Origin of the sequence: Bacteroides caccae, from assembly GCF_002222615.2 — a bacterium.
Taxonomy (GTDB): domain Bacteria; phylum Bacteroidota; class Bacteroidia; order Bacteroidales; family Bacteroidaceae; genus Bacteroides; species Bacteroides caccae.
This window is the reverse complement of record NZ_CP022412.2, coordinates 4,411,721-4,428,244: the sequence shown is the minus strand read 5'-3', so window position 1 is coordinate 4,428,244 and position 16,524 is coordinate 4,411,721. Positions and strand designations below refer to the sequence as shown.

The 16,524-nt window shown below is 47.7% G+C and carries 17 protein-coding genes; 5 read left to right on the top strand and 12 right to left on the bottom strand.

Annotated features, from left to right (window positions below):
* The first annotated feature begins 4 nt into the window (after window positions 1-4).
* The 3 genes from CGC64_RS18120 to CGC64_RS18110 are packed head-to-tail and all read left to right on the top strand — an operon-like array spanning window position 5 to window position 1,593.
* A complete protein-coding gene (locus CGC64_RS18120) occupies window positions 5-490 on the top strand; it encodes a hypothetical protein (RefSeq protein ID WP_005678884.1) in 486 nt (161 codons plus the stop codon).
* Between the two features lie 35 nt (window positions 491-525).
* The gene (locus tag CGC64_RS18115) at window positions 526-1,116 is read left to right on the top strand and encodes an ExbD/TolR family protein (RefSeq protein ID WP_005678885.1); all 591 of its coding nucleotides are present in this window, start codon (window positions 526-528) and stop codon (window positions 1,114-1,116) included.
* A gap of 6 nt (window positions 1,117-1,122) precedes the next feature.
* Complete coding sequence (locus CGC64_RS18110) at window positions 1,123-1,593, top strand: ExbD/TolR family protein (protein WP_005678886.1); 471 nt, start codon at window positions 1,123-1,125, stop codon at window positions 1,591-1,593.
* Window positions 1,594-1,698: 105 nt separating this feature from the next.
* Here the strand turns inward: CGC64_RS18110 and CGC64_RS19280 are convergent, their stop codons facing one another.
* The 3 genes from CGC64_RS19280 to CGC64_RS18095 form a co-directional block, all read right to left on the bottom strand.
* Window positions 1,699-1,821: a hypothetical protein gene (locus CGC64_RS19280; RefSeq protein WP_259301323.1), complete on the bottom strand. Its 123-nt coding sequence runs from the start codon at window positions 1,819-1,821 to the stop codon at window positions 1,699-1,701.
* A 213-nt stretch (window positions 1,822-2,034) separates the two neighbouring features.
* Complete coding sequence (locus CGC64_RS18100) at window positions 2,035-2,571, bottom strand: GNAT family N-acetyltransferase (RefSeq protein WP_032855422.1); 537 nt, start codon at window positions 2,569-2,571, stop codon at window positions 2,035-2,037.
* A 38-nt stretch (window positions 2,572-2,609) separates the two neighbouring features.
* A complete protein-coding gene (locus CGC64_RS18095; protein ID WP_005678889.1) occupies window positions 2,610-3,887 on the bottom strand; it encodes an IgA Peptidase M64 in 1,278 nt (425 codons plus the stop codon).
* 152 nt (window positions 3,888-4,039) lie between these two features.
* On the opposite strand from CGC64_RS18095, the gene CGC64_RS18090 reads away from it, so the two are divergent.
* Complete coding sequence (locus tag CGC64_RS18090; RefSeq protein WP_005678890.1) at window positions 4,040-4,519, top strand: Lrp/AsnC family transcriptional regulator; 480 nt, start codon at window positions 4,040-4,042, stop codon at window positions 4,517-4,519.
* 20 nt (window positions 4,520-4,539) lie between these two features.
* On the opposite strand, the gene CGC64_RS18085 is transcribed toward CGC64_RS18090, so the two are convergent.
* The 6 genes from CGC64_RS18085 to CGC64_RS18060 form a co-directional block, all read right to left on the bottom strand.
* On the bottom strand, window positions 4,540-5,034 hold the full coding sequence (locus tag CGC64_RS18085) for a dihydrofolate reductase (protein ID WP_005682757.1): 495 nt from the start codon (window positions 5,032-5,034) through the stop codon (window positions 4,540-4,542).
* A gap of 46 nt (window positions 5,035-5,080) precedes the next feature.
* Window positions 5,081-5,875, bottom strand: a complete 795-nt coding sequence (locus CGC64_RS18080) for a thymidylate synthase (RefSeq protein ID WP_005678892.1) — start codon at window positions 5,873-5,875, stop codon at window positions 5,081-5,083.
* A 135-nt stretch (window positions 5,876-6,010) separates the two neighbouring features.
* On the bottom strand, window positions 6,011-7,273 hold the full coding sequence (cls, locus tag CGC64_RS18075; RefSeq protein ID WP_032855424.1) for a cardiolipin synthase: 1,263 nt from the start codon (window positions 7,271-7,273) through the stop codon (window positions 6,011-6,013).
* A 190-nt stretch (window positions 7,274-7,463) separates the two neighbouring features.
* Window positions 7,464-7,793: a DUF5056 domain-containing protein gene (locus CGC64_RS18070; protein WP_005678896.1), complete on the bottom strand. Its 330-nt coding sequence runs from the start codon at window positions 7,791-7,793 to the stop codon at window positions 7,464-7,466.
* Window positions 7,774-8,325, bottom strand: a complete 552-nt coding sequence (locus tag CGC64_RS18065; RefSeq protein WP_005678897.1) for an RNA polymerase sigma factor — start codon at window positions 8,323-8,325, stop codon at window positions 7,774-7,776. The genes CGC64_RS18070 and CGC64_RS18065 overlap by 20 nt, the downstream gene beginning before the upstream one ends.
* A complete protein-coding gene (locus CGC64_RS18060; protein WP_005678898.1) occupies window positions 8,322-9,149 on the bottom strand; it encodes a DUF6249 domain-containing protein in 828 nt (275 codons plus the stop codon). The genes CGC64_RS18065 and CGC64_RS18060 overlap by 4 nt, the downstream gene beginning before the upstream one ends.
* Before the next feature lie 108 nt (window positions 9,150-9,257).
* On the opposite strand from CGC64_RS18060, the gene CGC64_RS18055 reads away from it, so the two are divergent.
* Entirely contained in the window at window positions 9,258-10,712 is a 1,455-nt protein-coding gene (locus tag CGC64_RS18055) for a methyltransferase RsmF C-terminal domain-like protein (RefSeq protein WP_032855449.1), read from the top strand.
* A gap of 14 nt (window positions 10,713-10,726) precedes the next feature.
* Here CGC64_RS18055 and CGC64_RS18050 read toward each other — a convergent pair whose 3' ends face one another.
* The 3 genes from CGC64_RS18050 to CGC64_RS18040 form a co-directional block, all read right to left on the bottom strand.
* Window positions 10,727-11,920, bottom strand: coding sequence for a TolC family protein (locus CGC64_RS18050; RefSeq protein WP_005678900.1), 1,194 nt, complete (start codon window positions 11,918-11,920; stop codon window positions 10,727-10,729).
* Between the two features lie 43 nt (window positions 11,921-11,963).
* The gene (locus CGC64_RS18045; RefSeq protein WP_005678901.1) at window positions 11,964-15,089 is read right to left on the bottom strand and encodes an efflux RND transporter permease subunit; all 3,126 of its coding nucleotides are present in this window, start codon (window positions 15,087-15,089) and stop codon (window positions 11,964-11,966) included.
* A gap of 74 nt (window positions 15,090-15,163) precedes the next feature.
* On the bottom strand, window positions 15,164-16,456 hold the full coding sequence (locus CGC64_RS18040) for an efflux RND transporter periplasmic adaptor subunit (protein WP_005678902.1): 1,293 nt from the start codon (window positions 16,454-16,456) through the stop codon (window positions 15,164-15,166).
* Window positions 16,457-16,524: the final 68 nt, after the last annotated feature.

Here is a 16,524-nt window from a genome sequence, read left to right as displayed (position 1 = left end):
TGAAATGAGTAAGTTAACATATAAGGCATCGTACTACGCACTGTATGCGATGTTTGCCATTATCCTCATCGTAATGGGTATCTTCTTCTTTGGAGGAGACGCTACGGGCGATGCAGTGATTCCGGGAGTAGATCCCGAAATGTGGCAGCCGGCTCAAACAGACGCCTTACTCTATTTGATGTATGCTTTGTTTGGTATCGCTATCGCAGCTACTGTGATTGCTGCCGTATTCCAATTTGGTGCAGCTTTAAAAGATAATCCGGCTTCTGCTATCAAATCTTTGCTTGGTTTGGTTCTTTTGGTTGTTGTTTTAATTATAGCTTGGGCTATGGGTAGCGGTACGCCGATGAATATCCCGGGTTATGAAGGTACAGATAACGTTTATTTCTGGCTGAAACTGACTGATATGTTCCTTTATTCTATTTACATTTTGTTGTTTGTGACTGTTGTTGCAATCATTGTGAGTGGTATAAAGAAAAAATTATCGTAATCAATTGAGGATACTCGATTAAATAAGTAATTAAAATGGCAAAAGGAAAAAGAAAAGTTCCTGATATTAACTCAAGTTCTACGGCGGATATCGCTTTCTTGTTGCTGATCTTCTTCTTGATTACGACATCAATGGATACGGACCGTGGTTTGGCAAGACTTTTGCCTCCACCACCCGAAGAACAGAATGATGATACTACCGATAAGATTAAAGAACGTAACATCCTGCAGGTTTATCTGAATAAAGATGATGCTTTGATGTGCGGAAATGATTATATCGGAGTTGATCAGTTGAGACAGAAAGCCAAAGAATTTATTGCTAACGTTAATAACGCAGAGAACATGCCGGAAAAGACACAAAAGAATGTGGAATTCTTCGGTACATATATGGTTAATGACAAGCACGTAATTTCTTTGCAGAACGACCGTGGATCTTCTTATCAGGCATATATTAGTGTGCAGAACGAATTGGTGGCTGCATATAATGAATTGAGAGACGAGTTAGCAACAGAAAAATTCGGAGTTAAATACTCGGAGTTGAGTGACGAACAGCAAAAGGCAGTTCGTGAAATCTATCCGCAACGAATTTCTGAAGCAGAACCTAAAAAATACGGAGAAAAAAAGTAGTAAGTAATGGGAAAATTTAATAAGACTGGTAAACGTGAAATGCCGGCTTTGAATACTTCTTCATTGCCTGACCTTATCTTTACCTTGTTGTTCTTCTTTATGATTGTAACAACAATGCGTGAGGTAACATTAAAGGTGCAGTTTACACTTCCGCAAGGTACTGAACTCGAAAAACTGGAGAAGAAATCATTGGTGACATTCATTTATGTGGGCGAACCGACTCAGGAATATCGTGCGAAAATGGGTACTGAAAGCCGTATTCAGCTCAACGACAGCTATGCTGAAGTGGGCGAAGTACAGGACTTCATCTTCCAGGAACGTGCTAGTATGAGTGAGGGTGACGCTGCCAAAATGACTGTGTCTCTGAAAGTAGACCAGAAGACTAAAATGGGTATTGTTACTGACGTAAAAAATGCTCTTAGAAAGTCATACGCTTTGAAGATTAACTACTCAGCTACTAAACGTGGTGAGAAATAAATAGTTAATTTGATATATAAAAAAGGAGGGCTTCCAATTCTGAATTGGAAGCCCTCCTTTTTTTATTGGGAACAGTTTTTTTTATTTGTATATTTAGATTCTTCTTCAAATTTGGTGGTCATTTAACCAGTCGGTGCTATCTCCATTCCCCTCCTTCGGGAAGGAGGGGTGGCTGAAAGCCGGGGTGGTAGGTGGATACACAATGCTGATAATAACCGACTTACGCATTCACCTACCACCTCCCCCTACGGGTACTCCTCCTTCCTGAAGGAGGAGAGTGGTGGATACTATCAATTATCAAATTGTTATTTTCCCAATCAACCTTACCACTAAAATTGAAGAAGAATATATATTTATAAAGCGACTCCGGTCAATCTCTTAACCGGAGTCTTACTGATTTTTACTTTGATTTGTTTTACTTTACTTTGATTTGCTTTGATTTTACTCCTTTACCCCGTAAACAACAGTGTGGAGCTTATGTCTTATATCTTCGTAATCCTTTTCCGGATTCAAGTCACCGTACACCATTAAATACATCGGAAGAAAATCATCTCCGGGCTTGTAGGGCGGCTGATAATAGTCATTTTTCCACAAGGTGAATCCTTGACGCTCATAGAAACAAATACGGCGTTTTGCCATTTCCTCTACGGGGCGTTCTACTTCCAGTACGATAGGCAATTGCAGGTGGTTGCACAAGTATTCCAACGTCCGTTTCCCGTATCCGCCGTTGCGCAGGGCGGGATTGGTGGCGAAGTGTTCTACATAGTAGAAGCGGCCGAAATCCCAGTACGTGATGAGCCCAATAGGCAGGTCATCATCAAAGATGATATTATTATGAAAGTTGCCCGTCCGGTCGGTATACTCGCGTAACTCTTCCAATTGACGGTATTCTTCCGGTGGAAATGCATCAACGAGGAGTTCTTCCATAAACTTGTAATGTTGTAAATCCGATGTGCTGATCGGTTGAAGCTTAATCATAAAGGCTTGGGTTTTTAAGTTTGACAAACGTTATTTCTTTATGGCACATAAAATTCGATAATCCGGCGGATTGCGCGTTGGCAGACCGGGCAAAATTCGGGATGCTCATTGGTTTTCATGCGGCAGTTGTACGCCGGGCGATAAATACCTTTGAATGAATAACCACCTCCTTCATACACGCCTACCGGGTAATTCTTTTGTTGGGCAACCGGAGTAGGTACCGGTATGTGTGGAGGGAGCATATCTTCCCATTTGGAGGCGAAGTTCACCCGTGTTGTGATATTCTGTTCCCACGGTTCCACATCCAGCGGATAAGTGTCGGTCATCGTATCATCCTCGTAAAAATACTCGTCCGCGAGTCCACCGAAACTGTGTCCGAACTCATGGACGACCACCGGTTTGAACATGGGATGATGCGCAGTGGTCAGCGTGTAGGAATTGTAGATTCCTCCTCCGCCGTATACATCCGTGTTGGCGAGGATAATAATATGCTCATAGGGGATTCCCGCCAGCGCATTGTGGATCGATTTCACCCGGCTGGTAGTCAGATAACGTTCGGAATAGAACGTGTCGAAATGCGAGTGGACGGCAGTTTGCTTCCATTGGTCTGCACGGGGGACACTTACGCCGCTGTCGGTAGACGGGCTGGCTACGGCGACGATATTGAATTTCTGTTTCATCGACCGGAACGGTTCGTGTGAGAACAAGCTTTCGCAGGTACGTTGCGCATCCTGATAGAAAACATCCATTTCCTTTTCCGTATATCCTTCGGCGAGAATGGCGACATCAATGCAGTCTTTCTCGCTGCCGCTTTGCAACATATAACGATGCGGGGTGACGTGCGATGTGCCGCGTTTGTGGATTAAAATATCCTCGGGCGATACAATATGTTTGAAGTTTGCCATAACATCCTTACGGGGCGAATATAACGTAATTTCTACTTCTACCGTTTTCTTGGGAAAAGGCAGGAGAAACGTATTTTCGAATCCTTTGGCGGTTGTCCGGGCTTCATCGGTCGACAGCCATTCCTGAAACAGTGAAGAAAAGGATGTTTTATAAATACATTGTCCGGTGGCAACGTCTTTCACGATAATTTGCCCGTTTCCCGCCAAGGGAAGTTCGGATAAATGGTGTTGTCGTCCGGCCCAGGAAGGCAGTTGTGAGAGTTCGTCCAGATAGATCGCCTGACGGTTGGCGTCTCCGGTGAAAATGTAATCCACTCGTAGTGTTTTATCTTGAAAAAAGTCCGCAAAATTTTGCGCGTAGCTTGTCAGAGTGGCAAGGAAAAAAAGCAGTGTACAGCAAAATTGTTTCATATAAATAGTATATTTATGTTTTCCACAAAGGTACAAACTATTGTTGACTTATCCGCTTTCTGCAAATAAAAGTAATAAATTATAGTATTTGTTGCCGGAAAATCGCTAACTTTGCATAAAAGATTCGTCGATTAAAACAATTTGATTCAAATATGGGACATCATCAATTAGATAGTTTAGATGAGCAGATTCTGAAGTTAATAGCCGGCAATGCGCGTATTCCTTTTCTGGAAGTAGCGAGAGCTTGTAACGTTTCCGGCGCGGCCATTCATCAGCGCATTCAGAAGCTGACTAATCTCGGTATATTAAAGGGTTCGGAATATGTGATCGACCCTGAAAAGATAGGATATGAGACTTGCGCTTATATCGGCATTTATCTGAAGGACCCCGAGTCCTTTGATTCGGTGACAAAAGCCTTGGAAGCGATTCCGGAAGTGGTAGAATGTCATTTCACCACCGGAAAATATGATATGTTTATCAAGATTTATGCTAAGAACAACCACCATTTGCTGAGCATTATCCACGATAAGCTGCAACCGTTGGGGTTGGCGCGTACCGAAACGCTAATCTCCTTCCACGAAGCCATTAAACGGCAGATGCCGATTATGGTCGACGTAGAAGACGAAGATTAATAAGTTGTAATAATTGTTTTTTACGCTTTTACGTAATCAACAAATGCATACGAGCAGAGATGTTTCTCATCCGCAGGATGAGCTTCTCTGTTTTTTTCGTGCCATACGGCGGGCGAGATTTCGGGGAAAAAGGCGTCAGCCTCCGGTGCGGTGTTGTCTATTTCCGTCAGGCAAAGTTCGTCGGCAAAGGGAAGCGCCTGTTGGTAGACACTTGCGCCGCCGATGATATATACGTGTTCATCCTCCTTGCAACTTTGCAGAGCCGCTTCGAGTGAAGGGAATACTTCCGCTCCCGGACATTCCGCAGCCGGATTTGAAGACAGAACGACATTCCTGCGGTTGGGCAGGGCGCCTTTGGGGAGTGATTCGAAAGTTTTTCTTCCCATAACAATCGTATTTCCCGTGGTCAGTGCTTTGAAACGTTTCAAGTCGTTGGGCAACCAGAAAAGGAGTTTGTTCTCGAATCCGATAGCCATGCGGCGGTCTACGGCCGCTATAATAGATATTTTACTCATACAGATTAAGTTCGTTTGATATTCTTCCGTCTGCATCGTGCCGGGGTCAGACTGCTACCACACCTGCGATGTGCGGATGCGGGTCATAATTCACCAGTTCGAAATCCTCGAATTTGAAATCGAAGATACTTTTCACATCCGGGTTGATTTTCATCTGCGGCAACGGACGCGGTTCGCGGGACAGTTGCAGTTTTACCTGTTCCAGATGATTCAGATAGATATGTGCGTCACCGAATGTATGAACGAAGTCTCCGGCCTTCAATCCCGTCACCTGCGCTACCATTTGCAGCAACAGTGCGTATGAAGCAATGTTGAAAGGCACGCCGAGGAAAATGTCGGCGCTGCGTTGGTAAAGTTGGAGGCTCAGTCGTCCGTCCGCTACGTAGAACTGGAAAAAAGCATGACAGGGAGGGAGGTTCATATTATTCAAATCCGCTACGTTCCATGCGCTGACAATAATCCGGCGTGAGTCCGGATTTTGTTTGATCGTCTCTATCGCTTCGCTGATCTGGTCGATGAATCCGCCGTTGTAGTCGGGCCACGAACGCCATTGGTAGCCGTAGATATGTCCCAGATCACCGTTTTCGTCCGCCCATTCGTTCCAGATGCGGACGCCGTGTTCTTGCAGGTATTTCACGTTCGTGTCTCCTTGGAGGAACCACAGCAATTCATATATGATTGATTTCAGATGTAATTTCTTGGTGGTGAGACAGGGAAAGCCGTCGTCGAGGTTGAAGCGCATTTGGTGACCGAACACGCTGATCGTTCCGGTACCGGTGCGGTCGCTTTTCTCCGTGCCTTCAGTCAACACACGGTTCAGTAAATCGAGATATTGTTTCATAATGAGTAAATTATCAAAGCGTTAATGCATTTGCAAGGCTGTGCTTAAAAGTCGGTATCCTCTCCAATCCCCTCTTTCGGGAAGGAGGAGAGTTTGGGATACTATTGGCTTTTTAGTCATCCTCTTTGTGCAAAATTACAAAAATGGCGTGAATAAATTAGCAAACCAGCCGACGAACTTCTTCCATGGCGAGCGCTTTTTCCAAAATTCCGGTGTCAACTGTGTGCAGTGCTCGATGTCGTTGCGGAACATGGTGTTCAGTTCCGCCGTTGTCTTCTTGTCGAAGATGAAAGCGTTCGTCTCGTAGTCGTAACGGAGGCTGCGGCTGTTCAGGTTGGCGGTGCCGACGGTGCAGAACAAGTCGTCGATCATCATTATTTTAGAATGGTGGAATCCTCCGTTGTACATATAAACTGTTGCCCCCCGTTTCATCAACTTATGCAACTTGTAAAGTGCGGCATCCGGCGTGAAAGGGATGTCGGAGGCGGACGAAACCATAATTGTTACGTTCACTCCCCGGTCGATTGTCCGGTTGAGCGCTTTTTTGATAGAAGAAGTCGGCACGAAATAAGGATTGACGATATGTACGTTTTTTTGTGCCGAGTAGATCGACATGGCGTATGCATGGCTCAGCATACGGCTGTTTTTCTTCGGAGTGCGGTCTACGATAGCGACAACGATATTTGTACTGTCTTCATGTTGAGGGAAATAAATTTTCCCACCGATGTTCTGCTTGGTTTCCTTGTTCCAGATTGTAAGGAAAATCTCCTGCAAATCGTTCACCGCATCGCCTTCAATGCGCATGTGCATATCGCGCCATGTACCGATTTTGGGTAGTCCATTGATGTAATAGTCGGCGATGTTCATGCCGCCGGTATAAGCAATTTCTCCGTCGATTACGACAATCTTCCGGTGGTCGCGGTGGGCGGCGTGGTTGATATAAGGGAAAGTGAACGGGTCGAACTTGACGATTTCAATCCCTTGTTCACGGATTTTCTTGAGATGTCTTTTTTTGAGCGGCTGGTTGTTCGACCAGTTGCCGAAAGCGTCGAACATTGCCCGCACTTCGACACCTTCTTTTACTTTTTCGGCGAGAAGGGCGAATAAGGCGTTGGCGATAGAGTCGTTTCGGAAGTTGAAATATTCCAGATGCACGTGGTGCTTGGCCTGACGGATTGCTTCAAACAAGTCGATAAACTTTTCCCGCCCGCTTTTCAGCAGTTTCACTTTATTATTATCGGAGATAGGTATACCCGATTCCTCTAAAAAATGCAGTACAAGGGAATCACTCGTGAGTCCGATAGAATCCCGGGGTTGGGTCATCAAACTGTCGATGACGCTTGCCTGGGCACGCAATAAAGGCAGGAACAGGAATAAAATGAATATACGTAATTTCAAAACTTTTCTCTCTATTTTAGTTTACAGAGCAACAAAGATACAACATCTATGTTTGGGCTAATCGGGGACAAAGGGTAGATTTATTATTGTTTAACACTCGGATAGCTTTATTAGTAAGGGAAAAATTAAGAGGAAAATAATGGGGACTGATTAAACAGTCGATAGTATCATCTTAACATTTCCGTACCGCCTATGCCAATGAAGCTACTTTTCTCGCAGCCATAAACAGTAACACTACACTTGCGATAATGATTGATTTCGGGTCGAGACTTGTTGTTCCATGATTAATCATGCCGATGAATACCTCCCGAATCGTTCCCCATGCAGCTTCCGGTCCGCCTAAGGAGACGAAAAGTACGGCTCCCACAGCCATGACGAAGGCGTTCCAAATGCGTGCCAGCCGATTGCTGCGGTCGGGTAGGTGGTGCATGACACGGCGGCTGAATCCCCTGTCCGCTATCTCCTGCCTGTTTTCGGTAAAGAAGTCGCGCAAGAGTTTATCATTGTCTATTTCTGTCATAACCATTTTGTTTTAAGTACGTTGCTAATTTATCTTTTCCACGCGACAGGTGGCTTTTCACCGTTCCTGCCGGTATTCCGGTAATACCTGCGATCTTGTCAATGCTTAAATCTTCCATATAAAACAAGGTGATGCAGGTTCGTTCCACGTCTTTTAGCGTTTTGAGCGACTGGTAGACATCCATTTTCTGCCCGACGTTTTCTTGTTCGGTACTGTTAATGGCATCTATTTCCGTTGTGTCCAAGCCGGCCATTTCTTTCCGGCTGCGAATATAATCATAAAAAACATTATAGGCAATGCGATAGAGCCACGTTGAGAAACTCGACAGGTTGTGGAAAGAAGAGAGATTGGTATATGCCTTGATGAATGTATCCTGCGCCAAATCGTCACTCAATTCGCTGTCGCCGCAAGTCAGGTTGAGAAAGAACCGCCGCACGGGCGACTGGTATTTCTTCACTAACTGGTCGAAGGCCCTAGTGTTTTTGAACACTACGACCTGTGCGACTAGCGATATATCGTTGATTTGGCTCATTTATTTTCGTCGCTCTTTTCTCCGTTTCTTTCTTCCTGCTGCGTTGCCGAAGGGGCGGCTGCATCGAAATTGTTTCCGGTGGGGGGATCGTTTCGGGTACCGAAATTGTTTCCGGCAGCAGAATTGTTCCGGGTGTCGATGTCCCTTTTCCGGGAAACGTTCATCCGGAAAGGATCAATATCATCTGTTTTCTGTTGTTTGCTGCCTATTATCCATTGGCCGATGCCCATAAACATGATAAGCAGTCCGATTGCTCCGATTCCGAACTCTCCGGTGATCGCCCAGAGGAAGATGAAAAGTCCAATCCCTGTAAAGGTGTTTTTGATGCCTTGTGAGCGTTGGTCGGCCGGCCGGTTTTCGCGGATAAAGTTTTCCGGCAGCGGTTGTCCGGCTGCAATGGCCTGTTCGGCAAGGCGGTAACGGGCTTTCCGGTTCTTGTAGCGGAAGAAAAAGATTACAAACAAGATAAATACGGGCAGTCCGAAGACGGCGACGATTGCGATAATAGAGATCAGGATCCCTCCGCTGATCGTGTCGCTGAGGTTGCCGAAGGGAAGGTCGTTGTCATCCGATTCGAAGGTAAAACCAACTTTTCCGTGGCTGCTTCCGGAGGAGCTGACACTGTTTGCGTCCTTGCCCGCCGTTGTATCTACACCGATCACCGTCACTGTTGTGTTGGATTCATCCGCCTTGGTGTCTGTCTTTTTCGAAAGGGTCACTTTCACATTTTCGGTAGAATCCTTCTCAATGCTACTCTGTTTTTGTGCATTAATTACTGTCGAAGTGGTGAATGCGAGCAATAATGCTATTAGAATTTGTTTCATATTTGTTATTTTTTAATTTGTTTCTTTGTCTGTTAGACGCAGTTAGTATCCGAGAAAGTTGCAAAGAGACGAAATATTTTTGATATTTGCGCAAATTAATAAATGAAAATGAATTTACCCGCTTCTTTTACAGAATATACCCGCGCTTTGTTGGGCGTCGAAGAATACGAAAAACTGGTTTCCGCCTTGCAGCAGGAACCTCCCGTGAGCATTAGGCTGAATCGGTTGAAAGTTCATCGGTTGAAAGTGGAAAATGCTCTATCGGTTCAACCTCCCTGGTCTTCGGAGGGAATCTACCTCGACGAACGGCTCACTTTTACATTCGACCCGTTGTTTCATGCAGGGTGTTATTATGTGCAGGAGGCTTCTTCGATGTTCGTGGAACAGGTGCTCCGGCAGCATGTCACGAAGCCGGTGGTGATGCTCGACCTTTGTGCCGCTCCGGGAGGGAAATCGACCCATGCTCGTAGTGTGTTGCCCGAAGGTAGTTTGCTGGTTGCCAACGAGGTAATCCGGAACCGGTCGCAGATTTTGGCGGAGAACCTGACGAAATGGGGACATCCGGATGTGGTGGTTACGAATAACGACCCGGCTGATTTTTCGGCTTTGCCTTCTTTCTTTGACGTTATTCTGACAGATGTGCCTTGCTCCGGCGAAGGGATGTTCCGTAAAGATCCGGTGGCCGTTGAAGAATGGAGTCCGGAGAATGTGGAAATTTGCTGGCAACGGCAACGGAGGATTATTGCGGACGTTTGGCCGAGTCTGAAGCCCGGAGGCATTCTTATATACAGTACCTGTACATATAACACGAAAGAGGACGAAGAAAATGTCCGTTGGATTCAGCAGGAATTTGGGGCGGAATCGTTGGCGGTAGATATTCGGGAAGAGTGGAATATCACAGGAAATCTGCTGTGCGGCGAATCGGCTTCCGTATATCACTTTTTCCCGCATAAGACGAAGGGTGAAGGCTTTTTCTTGTCCGTACTCCGCAAACCGGAAACGGCAGGGGAGGACAGTTATGCCGATTATTATTCGTTTCCGAAAGGAAAATCCGCCGGAAAAAAAGGTAAGAAAGGTGGGGGAGCCTCTTCTTCGCCTGTCTCCAAGGAAAACATGGCAACGGCCGGAAAATGGCTGAATGATGAGTGTGCCGGAAAGTACGTCTTGTCGGCAGAAGGTGCTGAAATACACGCGTTTCCTCAGCAATGCGTAGCCGAACTGGCTGCCATGAAACAACATTTGCGGGTGGTGCAGGCAGGCGTTTCGGTTGGCGAGGTGAAAGGAAAAGATCTGATTCCCGCCCATGCCTTGGCCATGAGTGCCCTTCTTCTGCGGCAGGATGTTTTTGCAACCGAGGCGGTGAGTTATGAACAAGCAATCGCTTATTTGCGGAAAGAGGCTGTCACTTTGCCGGCGACAGCCCCTCGCGGGTATGTTTTGCTCACTTATCGAAATATTCCTCTGGGTTTTGTGAAGAATATCGGCAACCGGGCTAATAATCTTTATCCGCAGGAATGGCGTATCCGTAGCGGGTATTTGCCGGAAAAGATCCGCGTGTTGTAAAGGCCGGATAAGGCCTACAACTTACTTTTGTAAATCCGTGCCATTGCTTTCTGATATTGGTTTTCGAGTTGCAGATAGTTCTGGTGGCTCTGGTAGATGACGGATACTTCTACGAAATACTCTATCATGCTGATTTGTCCTCCGGTGAGTGCCTGTTTCAGCAATGCCAAGTCCTGTTGCGACCGGAACGTCTTTTTATATTCTTCCATGGAGTTATGCAGTGCTTTGGCTTCACGATAGAGCTGTGACAATTCGGATTCAACTTGCAACGTGGCATTTTCTTTTTGCAGGTCGATGTTCAAAGCTTGTGCTTTCGCAATCTTCACCTTGTTCCGGTTTTCGAAAAGAGGGAAAGAGAAGCCGACTACTACCCCGTTGAAAGGTGTGCCCGTTTCTGTGTTCCGGCGATATCCCAGTTCCAGTTTCGGCAACCACTGCGATTTGTTGACCGCTATTTGTTTCCGGGCAACGAGGCTTTCGTTGCCGAGCGCCATGAGGGTACGGTCGGCAGAGAGCACTTCCGATTTCAAGATCTGGTAATCGGAGGGAAAAGGAGTGAGGGGATACCGGCTTTCTTCAAAGACCACCGGGATATTGCCGTTCAGCGTATTCAGTTCCTGCATTTTGTTGCGGAGCGCCGTTTCGTTGAGTGAGGCTTCTGTGCGGACGTTCAGTAATTCCAGATTGATTTTGTTCGTCTCGAGGGCGTTGGCGTCTCCGGTTTGGAGACGTTTGGCATACATTTCAGCGAGTACTTCCGCGTTGCGGAGCCTTTCTTCGAGAATTTGTTTCTGCTGGCGGAGCATGATAATGTCCAGACAGACTTCTTTCGCCTGCAACAGTTTGTCCTGACGGAATACGTCCGCCTGGCTGTCGTAAGCCCCTGCCTTCAACCGGTTCAGTTTATTGCGCGTGGCATACAGGCTGGGGAAGTCGAAACTCTGCGAAACGACGAGTTCGCCGATTGTTTCGTTTTTGTCCTTTGCTCCCCAGAGGTGAGCGTAGGACAAGGTAGGATCGGGCAGGTTGTTGTCCGTTTTGGATTCCAGTTTCTGCGAGGTAATCAGTTGGGCGTTCGCCTGCAACTCCTTGTTGTTCGTTTCTATATTTTTTAATACCTGTTCTATGCTGTTCTGTGCCTGCACACCCCCCGTCAGGGTGAAGAGTGCAGTGGCAGCAAAAGAACTTATAATGATAATCCGTTTCATACTTTTTCTTTTATTTGTTTCTTCTATTACGTCTGGCTGATGATTAGCAGGGTGTCGCGAGGGATTCTTGCTCCGGTGCAGCGTCGGTAGGCCGGCGGTGCATCATCAGGTAAACAATCGGAACGATGAAACCGTTCAGGAACGTAGAGGTTAAAAGTCCGCCCAAGATAACTTTGGCCATTGGACTTTGAATTTCGTTTCCGGGCAAGTCGCCGCCGAGCGCCAGCGGGATCAGTGCCAGTGCCGACGAAAGCGCTGTCATAAGAATCGGGTTCAGACGGTCGAGCGAGCCTTGCATGACACTGTCGTATACGTTCAGTCCTTCCTCTTTTTGGAGGTGGTTATAGTGGCTGATAAGCAACATACCGTTTCTGGTCGCAATGCCGAACAGGGAGATAAACCCGATAATTGCCGGAATGCTGACCTCACCCGTCGTGATGACCAGTGCGAAAACACCGCCGATCAGTGCAAGCGGCAGGTTCAACAAGATAACGCCGGATTCCTTCACGCTGCGGAACTCGTTGTAAAGCAGCAGGAAGATGACAACAATGCTGATGAATGACGTCAGCGCCAATGTCCGGCTGGCGGCTTGTTCGCTTTCAAACTGTCCACCGTATTCGATGTGATAGCCTTCGGGGAGCTGTATAGACGTATCGATACGCTTTTGGATGTCGTTTACCACACTTCGGAGGTCACGGTCCGCCACGTTGGCGGAAATCACGATTTTGCGCTTCACGTTTTCGCGGTTGATCGTGTTCGGTCCCATGGCCGAAACCACTTCCGCCACGTAGTTCAGAGGCACTTTGCGGCCGTCGTTGGTGTCTACCATTAAGTTGCGGATTTTCTCCATTTCGTCCCGTGCGTCATCCTTCACTTTTACGATGAGGTCGAAGCTCTTTCCCTGTTCATAAACCTGCGAGATCACTTTTCCTGCAAGGGCAACGTTGACATATTCCGAGAATTCCGGCAAGGTAATCCCGAACTTGGCAAGCATCTCCCGTTTCGGTTGAATCTTCAACTGCGGACGCTCGATCTGCTGCTCCACGTTGAGGTCGGCAATGCCCGGTATATCTCCGATAGCGTCCTTTATCCGGTTGCCGAGTGAGAACATCTTGTTCAAGTCATCGCCGAAAAGTTTGATGGCGATATTTGCCTTTGTACCGGACAACATGGCATCGATTCGGTGGCTGATAGGCTGACCGATTTCTATATTTGCACCGGTGATCGTTCCTAGTTTCTCGCGCACTTCGGCAACGAGCTCGTTGCGCGGACGGTCTTTCAGCTCGAACGGAGCTTCGATTTCCGAGACGTTCACGCCAAGCGCGTGCTCGTCCAGTTCGGCACGTCCCGTCTTGCGGGCTACCGTCTGTATCTCTGGAATTGTCAGCAGCAGTTCCTCGGCACGATGTCCCATTTTGTTGCTTTCTTCCAACGAAATGCCCGGCAGCGAACTGATGTTGATTGTGAACGAGCCCTCATTGAAAGAAGGCAGGAAGCTGCGTCCGAGAGTGAAGAACACACCGAGAGCGACCACAAACAGTCCGATTGTACTTCCCAAAGTCACCCGTTTGTGGGCCAGTACCCAAGTCAGTGCCTTCCCGTAAATCCCTTTCATCCAACGGGCTACGAATGACTCTTTCAGTTCCTTGTTCGTCTTGTTACTGCCCAGCAGATACGAGCAAAGTACCGGGGTCAGCGTCAGCGCAACAACCGTCGAAGCGAACAACGCCACGATAAACGCAATGCCCAGCGGGACCAACATTCTTCCTTCCATTCCACTCAGGAAGAACAGGGGGACAAAACTGACTACAATAATCAACGTCGAATTAAGGATAGGCATACGAACTTCCTTCGAGGCGTTGAATACCACCTCCAGTGTACTGAGCCGTTCGGCCTCCGGTTTCTGCCGGTTCTCCCGCAGGCGCTTGTACACGTTTTCGACGTCCACGATCGCGTCGTCCACCAGTGAACCGATAGCAATGGCCATACCACCGAGACTCATTGTGTTGATAGTCAATCCCATATAGTGCAGCGTAAGAATGGAGACGAGCAGTGAGATAGGCAGTGTCACCAGCGAGATCACCGTTGTACGTACATTTGCCAGGAACAGGAACAAGACGATCACCACGAAAATACCGCCTTCAAAAAGCGACTTCTTCACGTTGCCGATCGAACTTTCGATGAAACGGCTTTGGCGGAAAATATCAGTAGACACTTTCACGTCGGCAGGCAGGTTCTTTTGGAGGTCTTTCAGAGAGGCTTCCAGTTTGTCGGTCAGTTCGAGGGTACTAGTGGCAGGCTGTTTGGTGACTGTCATTAGTACGGCAGGTTTGCCGCGTTCGGAAGCGGTTCCCAGTTTCGGAGCTTTGGGGCCGATTTTCACGTCGGCGATGTCCTCCAGTGTGACGGGGAAAGTGTTTACTGTTTTTACGACTGCTTTGCCTAGCTCCTCGACCTTCGGGGTAGAAAGTACCCCACGCACGATATATTCATTTCCGAACTCGTAAAGTACGCCACCGTTGGCGTTTAAGTTCATGTCTTGGGTGACAGCCATTATTTCACCCATTGAAACGCTGTAGTGGCGCATCCGTTCCGGGTCCAGTTGAATCTGGTATTCTTTGATATCTCCGCCCAACACGGCTACCTGTGCCACCCCTCCGGTGGACAGCAGGCGCGGGCGAATCGTCCAGTCCGCAATCGTGCGGAGGTCGAGCATGGAGGTCGAGTCGGCGGTCAGACCGACAATCAGCATTTCGCCCAGGATAGAAGATTGCGGGCCCAGCGTCGGCTTGCCCACGTTGACGGGGAGGGATTCACTGACTACCGCCAGTTTCTCGCTGACAATCTGGCGGGCGAGGTAGATGTCTGTTCCCCAGTCAAATTCCACCCAGACAACGGAGAAGCCGTTGGTGGACGAAGAACGGACACGGCGTACACCGGTAGCACCGTTTACGGCTGTTTCGACAGGAAAGGTAACGAGTTGTTCCACTTCCTCGGCTGCCATACCATTGGCTTCGGTCATGATAACCACCGTCGGGGCGTTGAGGTCGGGGAAGACGTCAACTTCGGTATTCATGGCAGTGTAGGTGCCCGCGATGAGCAGGAGGAAAGCCGCGCAGAGTACGACCAACCTGTTATGCAGGGAGTAATGTATAATTTTGTTAAGCATGATAATTCATCAATTGAGTGATAAAAAATGAGATAGATGCACCGCAAAGCAATCCGGCTGCGGCGCCTTGCCGCTTAGTGTTCGTGGCTGTGTGCGGGAATTGCGTTGCTGGCGCTTGCCAGACGAACCTGATAAGCTCCTTCCGTCACTACGCGGTCGCCTGGTTTTATTCCGGTGAGGATTTGCACATTTTTGCCGTTGTCGGCGCCTAAAGTCACTTCTTGCTTTTTGTATCCCTCTTCGTCAAGTTGCAGATATACAAAGTAGATTCCTTGTTCCTCGGTCAGTGCCGTGCGGGGAAGGGAAAGGACATTCTCCAGTTGGGAGGAAAGCAGGTAGACCTCTACGAACGAACCGGCTATGATGTCGCCTTTGTTGTCAAATTCAAAAGTTACGGGGACATAGAAAGAGTTGTCTCCCGCTGTTTTGCCGAACGAGAGAAGCCGGCCGTTCAATGCTCCCAATTCATATACCTTATTATTATATGGTGTCCGGAAATTGGCGGAATTAATTGTGCGGAGATACGGGTAATACTTTTCCGACACTTCGGCACGGAGGAACAGACGGCGGTTCTGTGTCACGCTGACCAATGGCTGGCCAATTGTGACATAATCCCCTTCTTTCACCAGAATACTTTTCACGTAGCCGGCGATAGGAGCGGTAATGTTCTGTCCGATTGCCGAATGGTTCTTTGCGAGCGCCTCATAGCTGATGCGGGCATTCTCGTAATTCTGCTCTGCCTGTGCAAAATCCTTGTCGGATACGATTTTGTTTTTGACAAGCGCTTTCATCCGTTCGTATTCTTTCTTCGACACTTCGTAAGCGATACGGGCACGTTGCACCGGGTCGCCGTCTGCGATGTTGTGCGAGGAAATGGTCACTAGCGGAGTGCCGCTGCCTACACTCATACCTTCCGTCACCTTTCCGCGGAATGAGACAACACCTGCCACAGTGGCTACCGCGACGGATTCGTCGCCTTGTGCAGCCAATACCTGTCCGCTGGTCTTGATTACTTGTTGGAAAGGGGCGGGTTCTACAATGCTTACTTTCACTCCGGCAGCATCGGCTTTCGCTTTCGGGAGGATGATTTCGTCGCTGTGGGCGGCTTCGGCAGTTTCATCGTGTCCGGCAGCAGTGTCTTGGTGATTGTCGGCCGCATCATGTTTATGATCGCCGTTGCATTCTCCTTCTGTTCCATGGGTATGTCCTTCTGCTTCATGGTCGTGACCTTCCGCTTCATGGTTGTGTTCATCGTTGTTGTGTGTGACGGTACTATGGCCATGTCCTTCATGACCTTGTGTATTCTTGTTATTGCAGGCTCCTAAAGCGAATAAGCCCAGGATTCCCATAAAAATAAGTTTTTTCATAAATGATATTTTCCTACTAAAATTTACTGTTTTTACGTTACAAAGATAGGGTGACGCGGATGCAACAA

Excerpts from the sequence above, each read along its gene's own strand:
- CGC64_RS18120 (WP_005678884.1), top strand. The coding sequence starts at position 5 with ATGAGTAAGTTAACATATAAGGCATCGTACTACGCACTGTATGCGATG.
- CGC64_RS18115 (WP_005678885.1), top strand. The coding sequence starts at position 526 with ATGGCAAAAGGAAAAAGAAAAGTTCCTGATATTAACTCAAGTTCTACG.
- CGC64_RS18110 (WP_005678886.1), top strand. The coding sequence starts at position 1,123 with ATGGGAAAATTTAATAAGACTGGTAAACGTGAAATGCCGGCTTTGAAT.
- CGC64_RS19280 (WP_259301323.1), bottom strand. The coding sequence starts at position 1,821 with ATGCGTAAGTCGGTTATTATCAGCATTGTGTATCCACCTACCACCCCG.
- CGC64_RS18100 (WP_032855422.1), bottom strand. The coding sequence starts at position 2,571 with ATGATTAAGCTTCAACCGATCAGCACATCGGATTTACAACATTACAAG.
- CGC64_RS18095 (WP_005678889.1), bottom strand. The coding sequence starts at position 3,887 with ATGAAACAATTTTGCTGTACACTGCTTTTTTTCCTTGCCACTCTGACA.
- CGC64_RS18090 (WP_005678890.1), top strand. The coding sequence starts at position 4,040 with ATGGGACATCATCAATTAGATAGTTTAGATGAGCAGATTCTGAAGTTA.
- CGC64_RS18085 (WP_005682757.1), bottom strand. The coding sequence starts at position 5,034 with ATGAGTAAAATATCTATTATAGCGGCCGTAGACCGCCGCATGGCTATC.
- CGC64_RS18080 (WP_005678892.1), bottom strand. The coding sequence starts at position 5,875 with ATGAAACAATATCTCGATTTACTGAACCGTGTGTTGACTGAAGGCACG.
- CGC64_RS18070 (WP_005678896.1), bottom strand. The coding sequence starts at position 7,793 with ATGACAGAAATAGACAATGATAAACTCTTGCGCGACTTCTTTACCGAA.
- CGC64_RS18065 (WP_005678897.1), bottom strand. The coding sequence starts at position 8,325 with ATGAGCCAAATCAACGATATATCGCTAGTCGCACAGGTCGTAGTGTTC.
- CGC64_RS18060 (WP_005678898.1), bottom strand. The coding sequence starts at position 9,149 with ATGAAACAAATTCTAATAGCATTATTGCTCGCATTCACCACTTCGACA.
- CGC64_RS18055 (WP_032855449.1), top strand. The coding sequence starts at position 9,258 with ATGAATTTACCCGCTTCTTTTACAGAATATACCCGCGCTTTGTTGGGC.
- CGC64_RS18050 (WP_005678900.1), bottom strand. The coding sequence starts at position 11,920 with ATGAAACGGATTATCATTATAAGTTCTTTTGCTGCCACTGCACTCTTC.
- CGC64_RS18045 (WP_005678901.1), bottom strand. The coding sequence starts at position 15,089 with ATGCTTAACAAAATTATACATTACTCCCTGCATAACAGGTTGGTCGTA.
- CGC64_RS18040 (WP_005678902.1), bottom strand. The coding sequence starts at position 16,456 with ATGAAAAAACTTATTTTTATGGGAATCCTGGGCTTATTCGCTTTAGGA.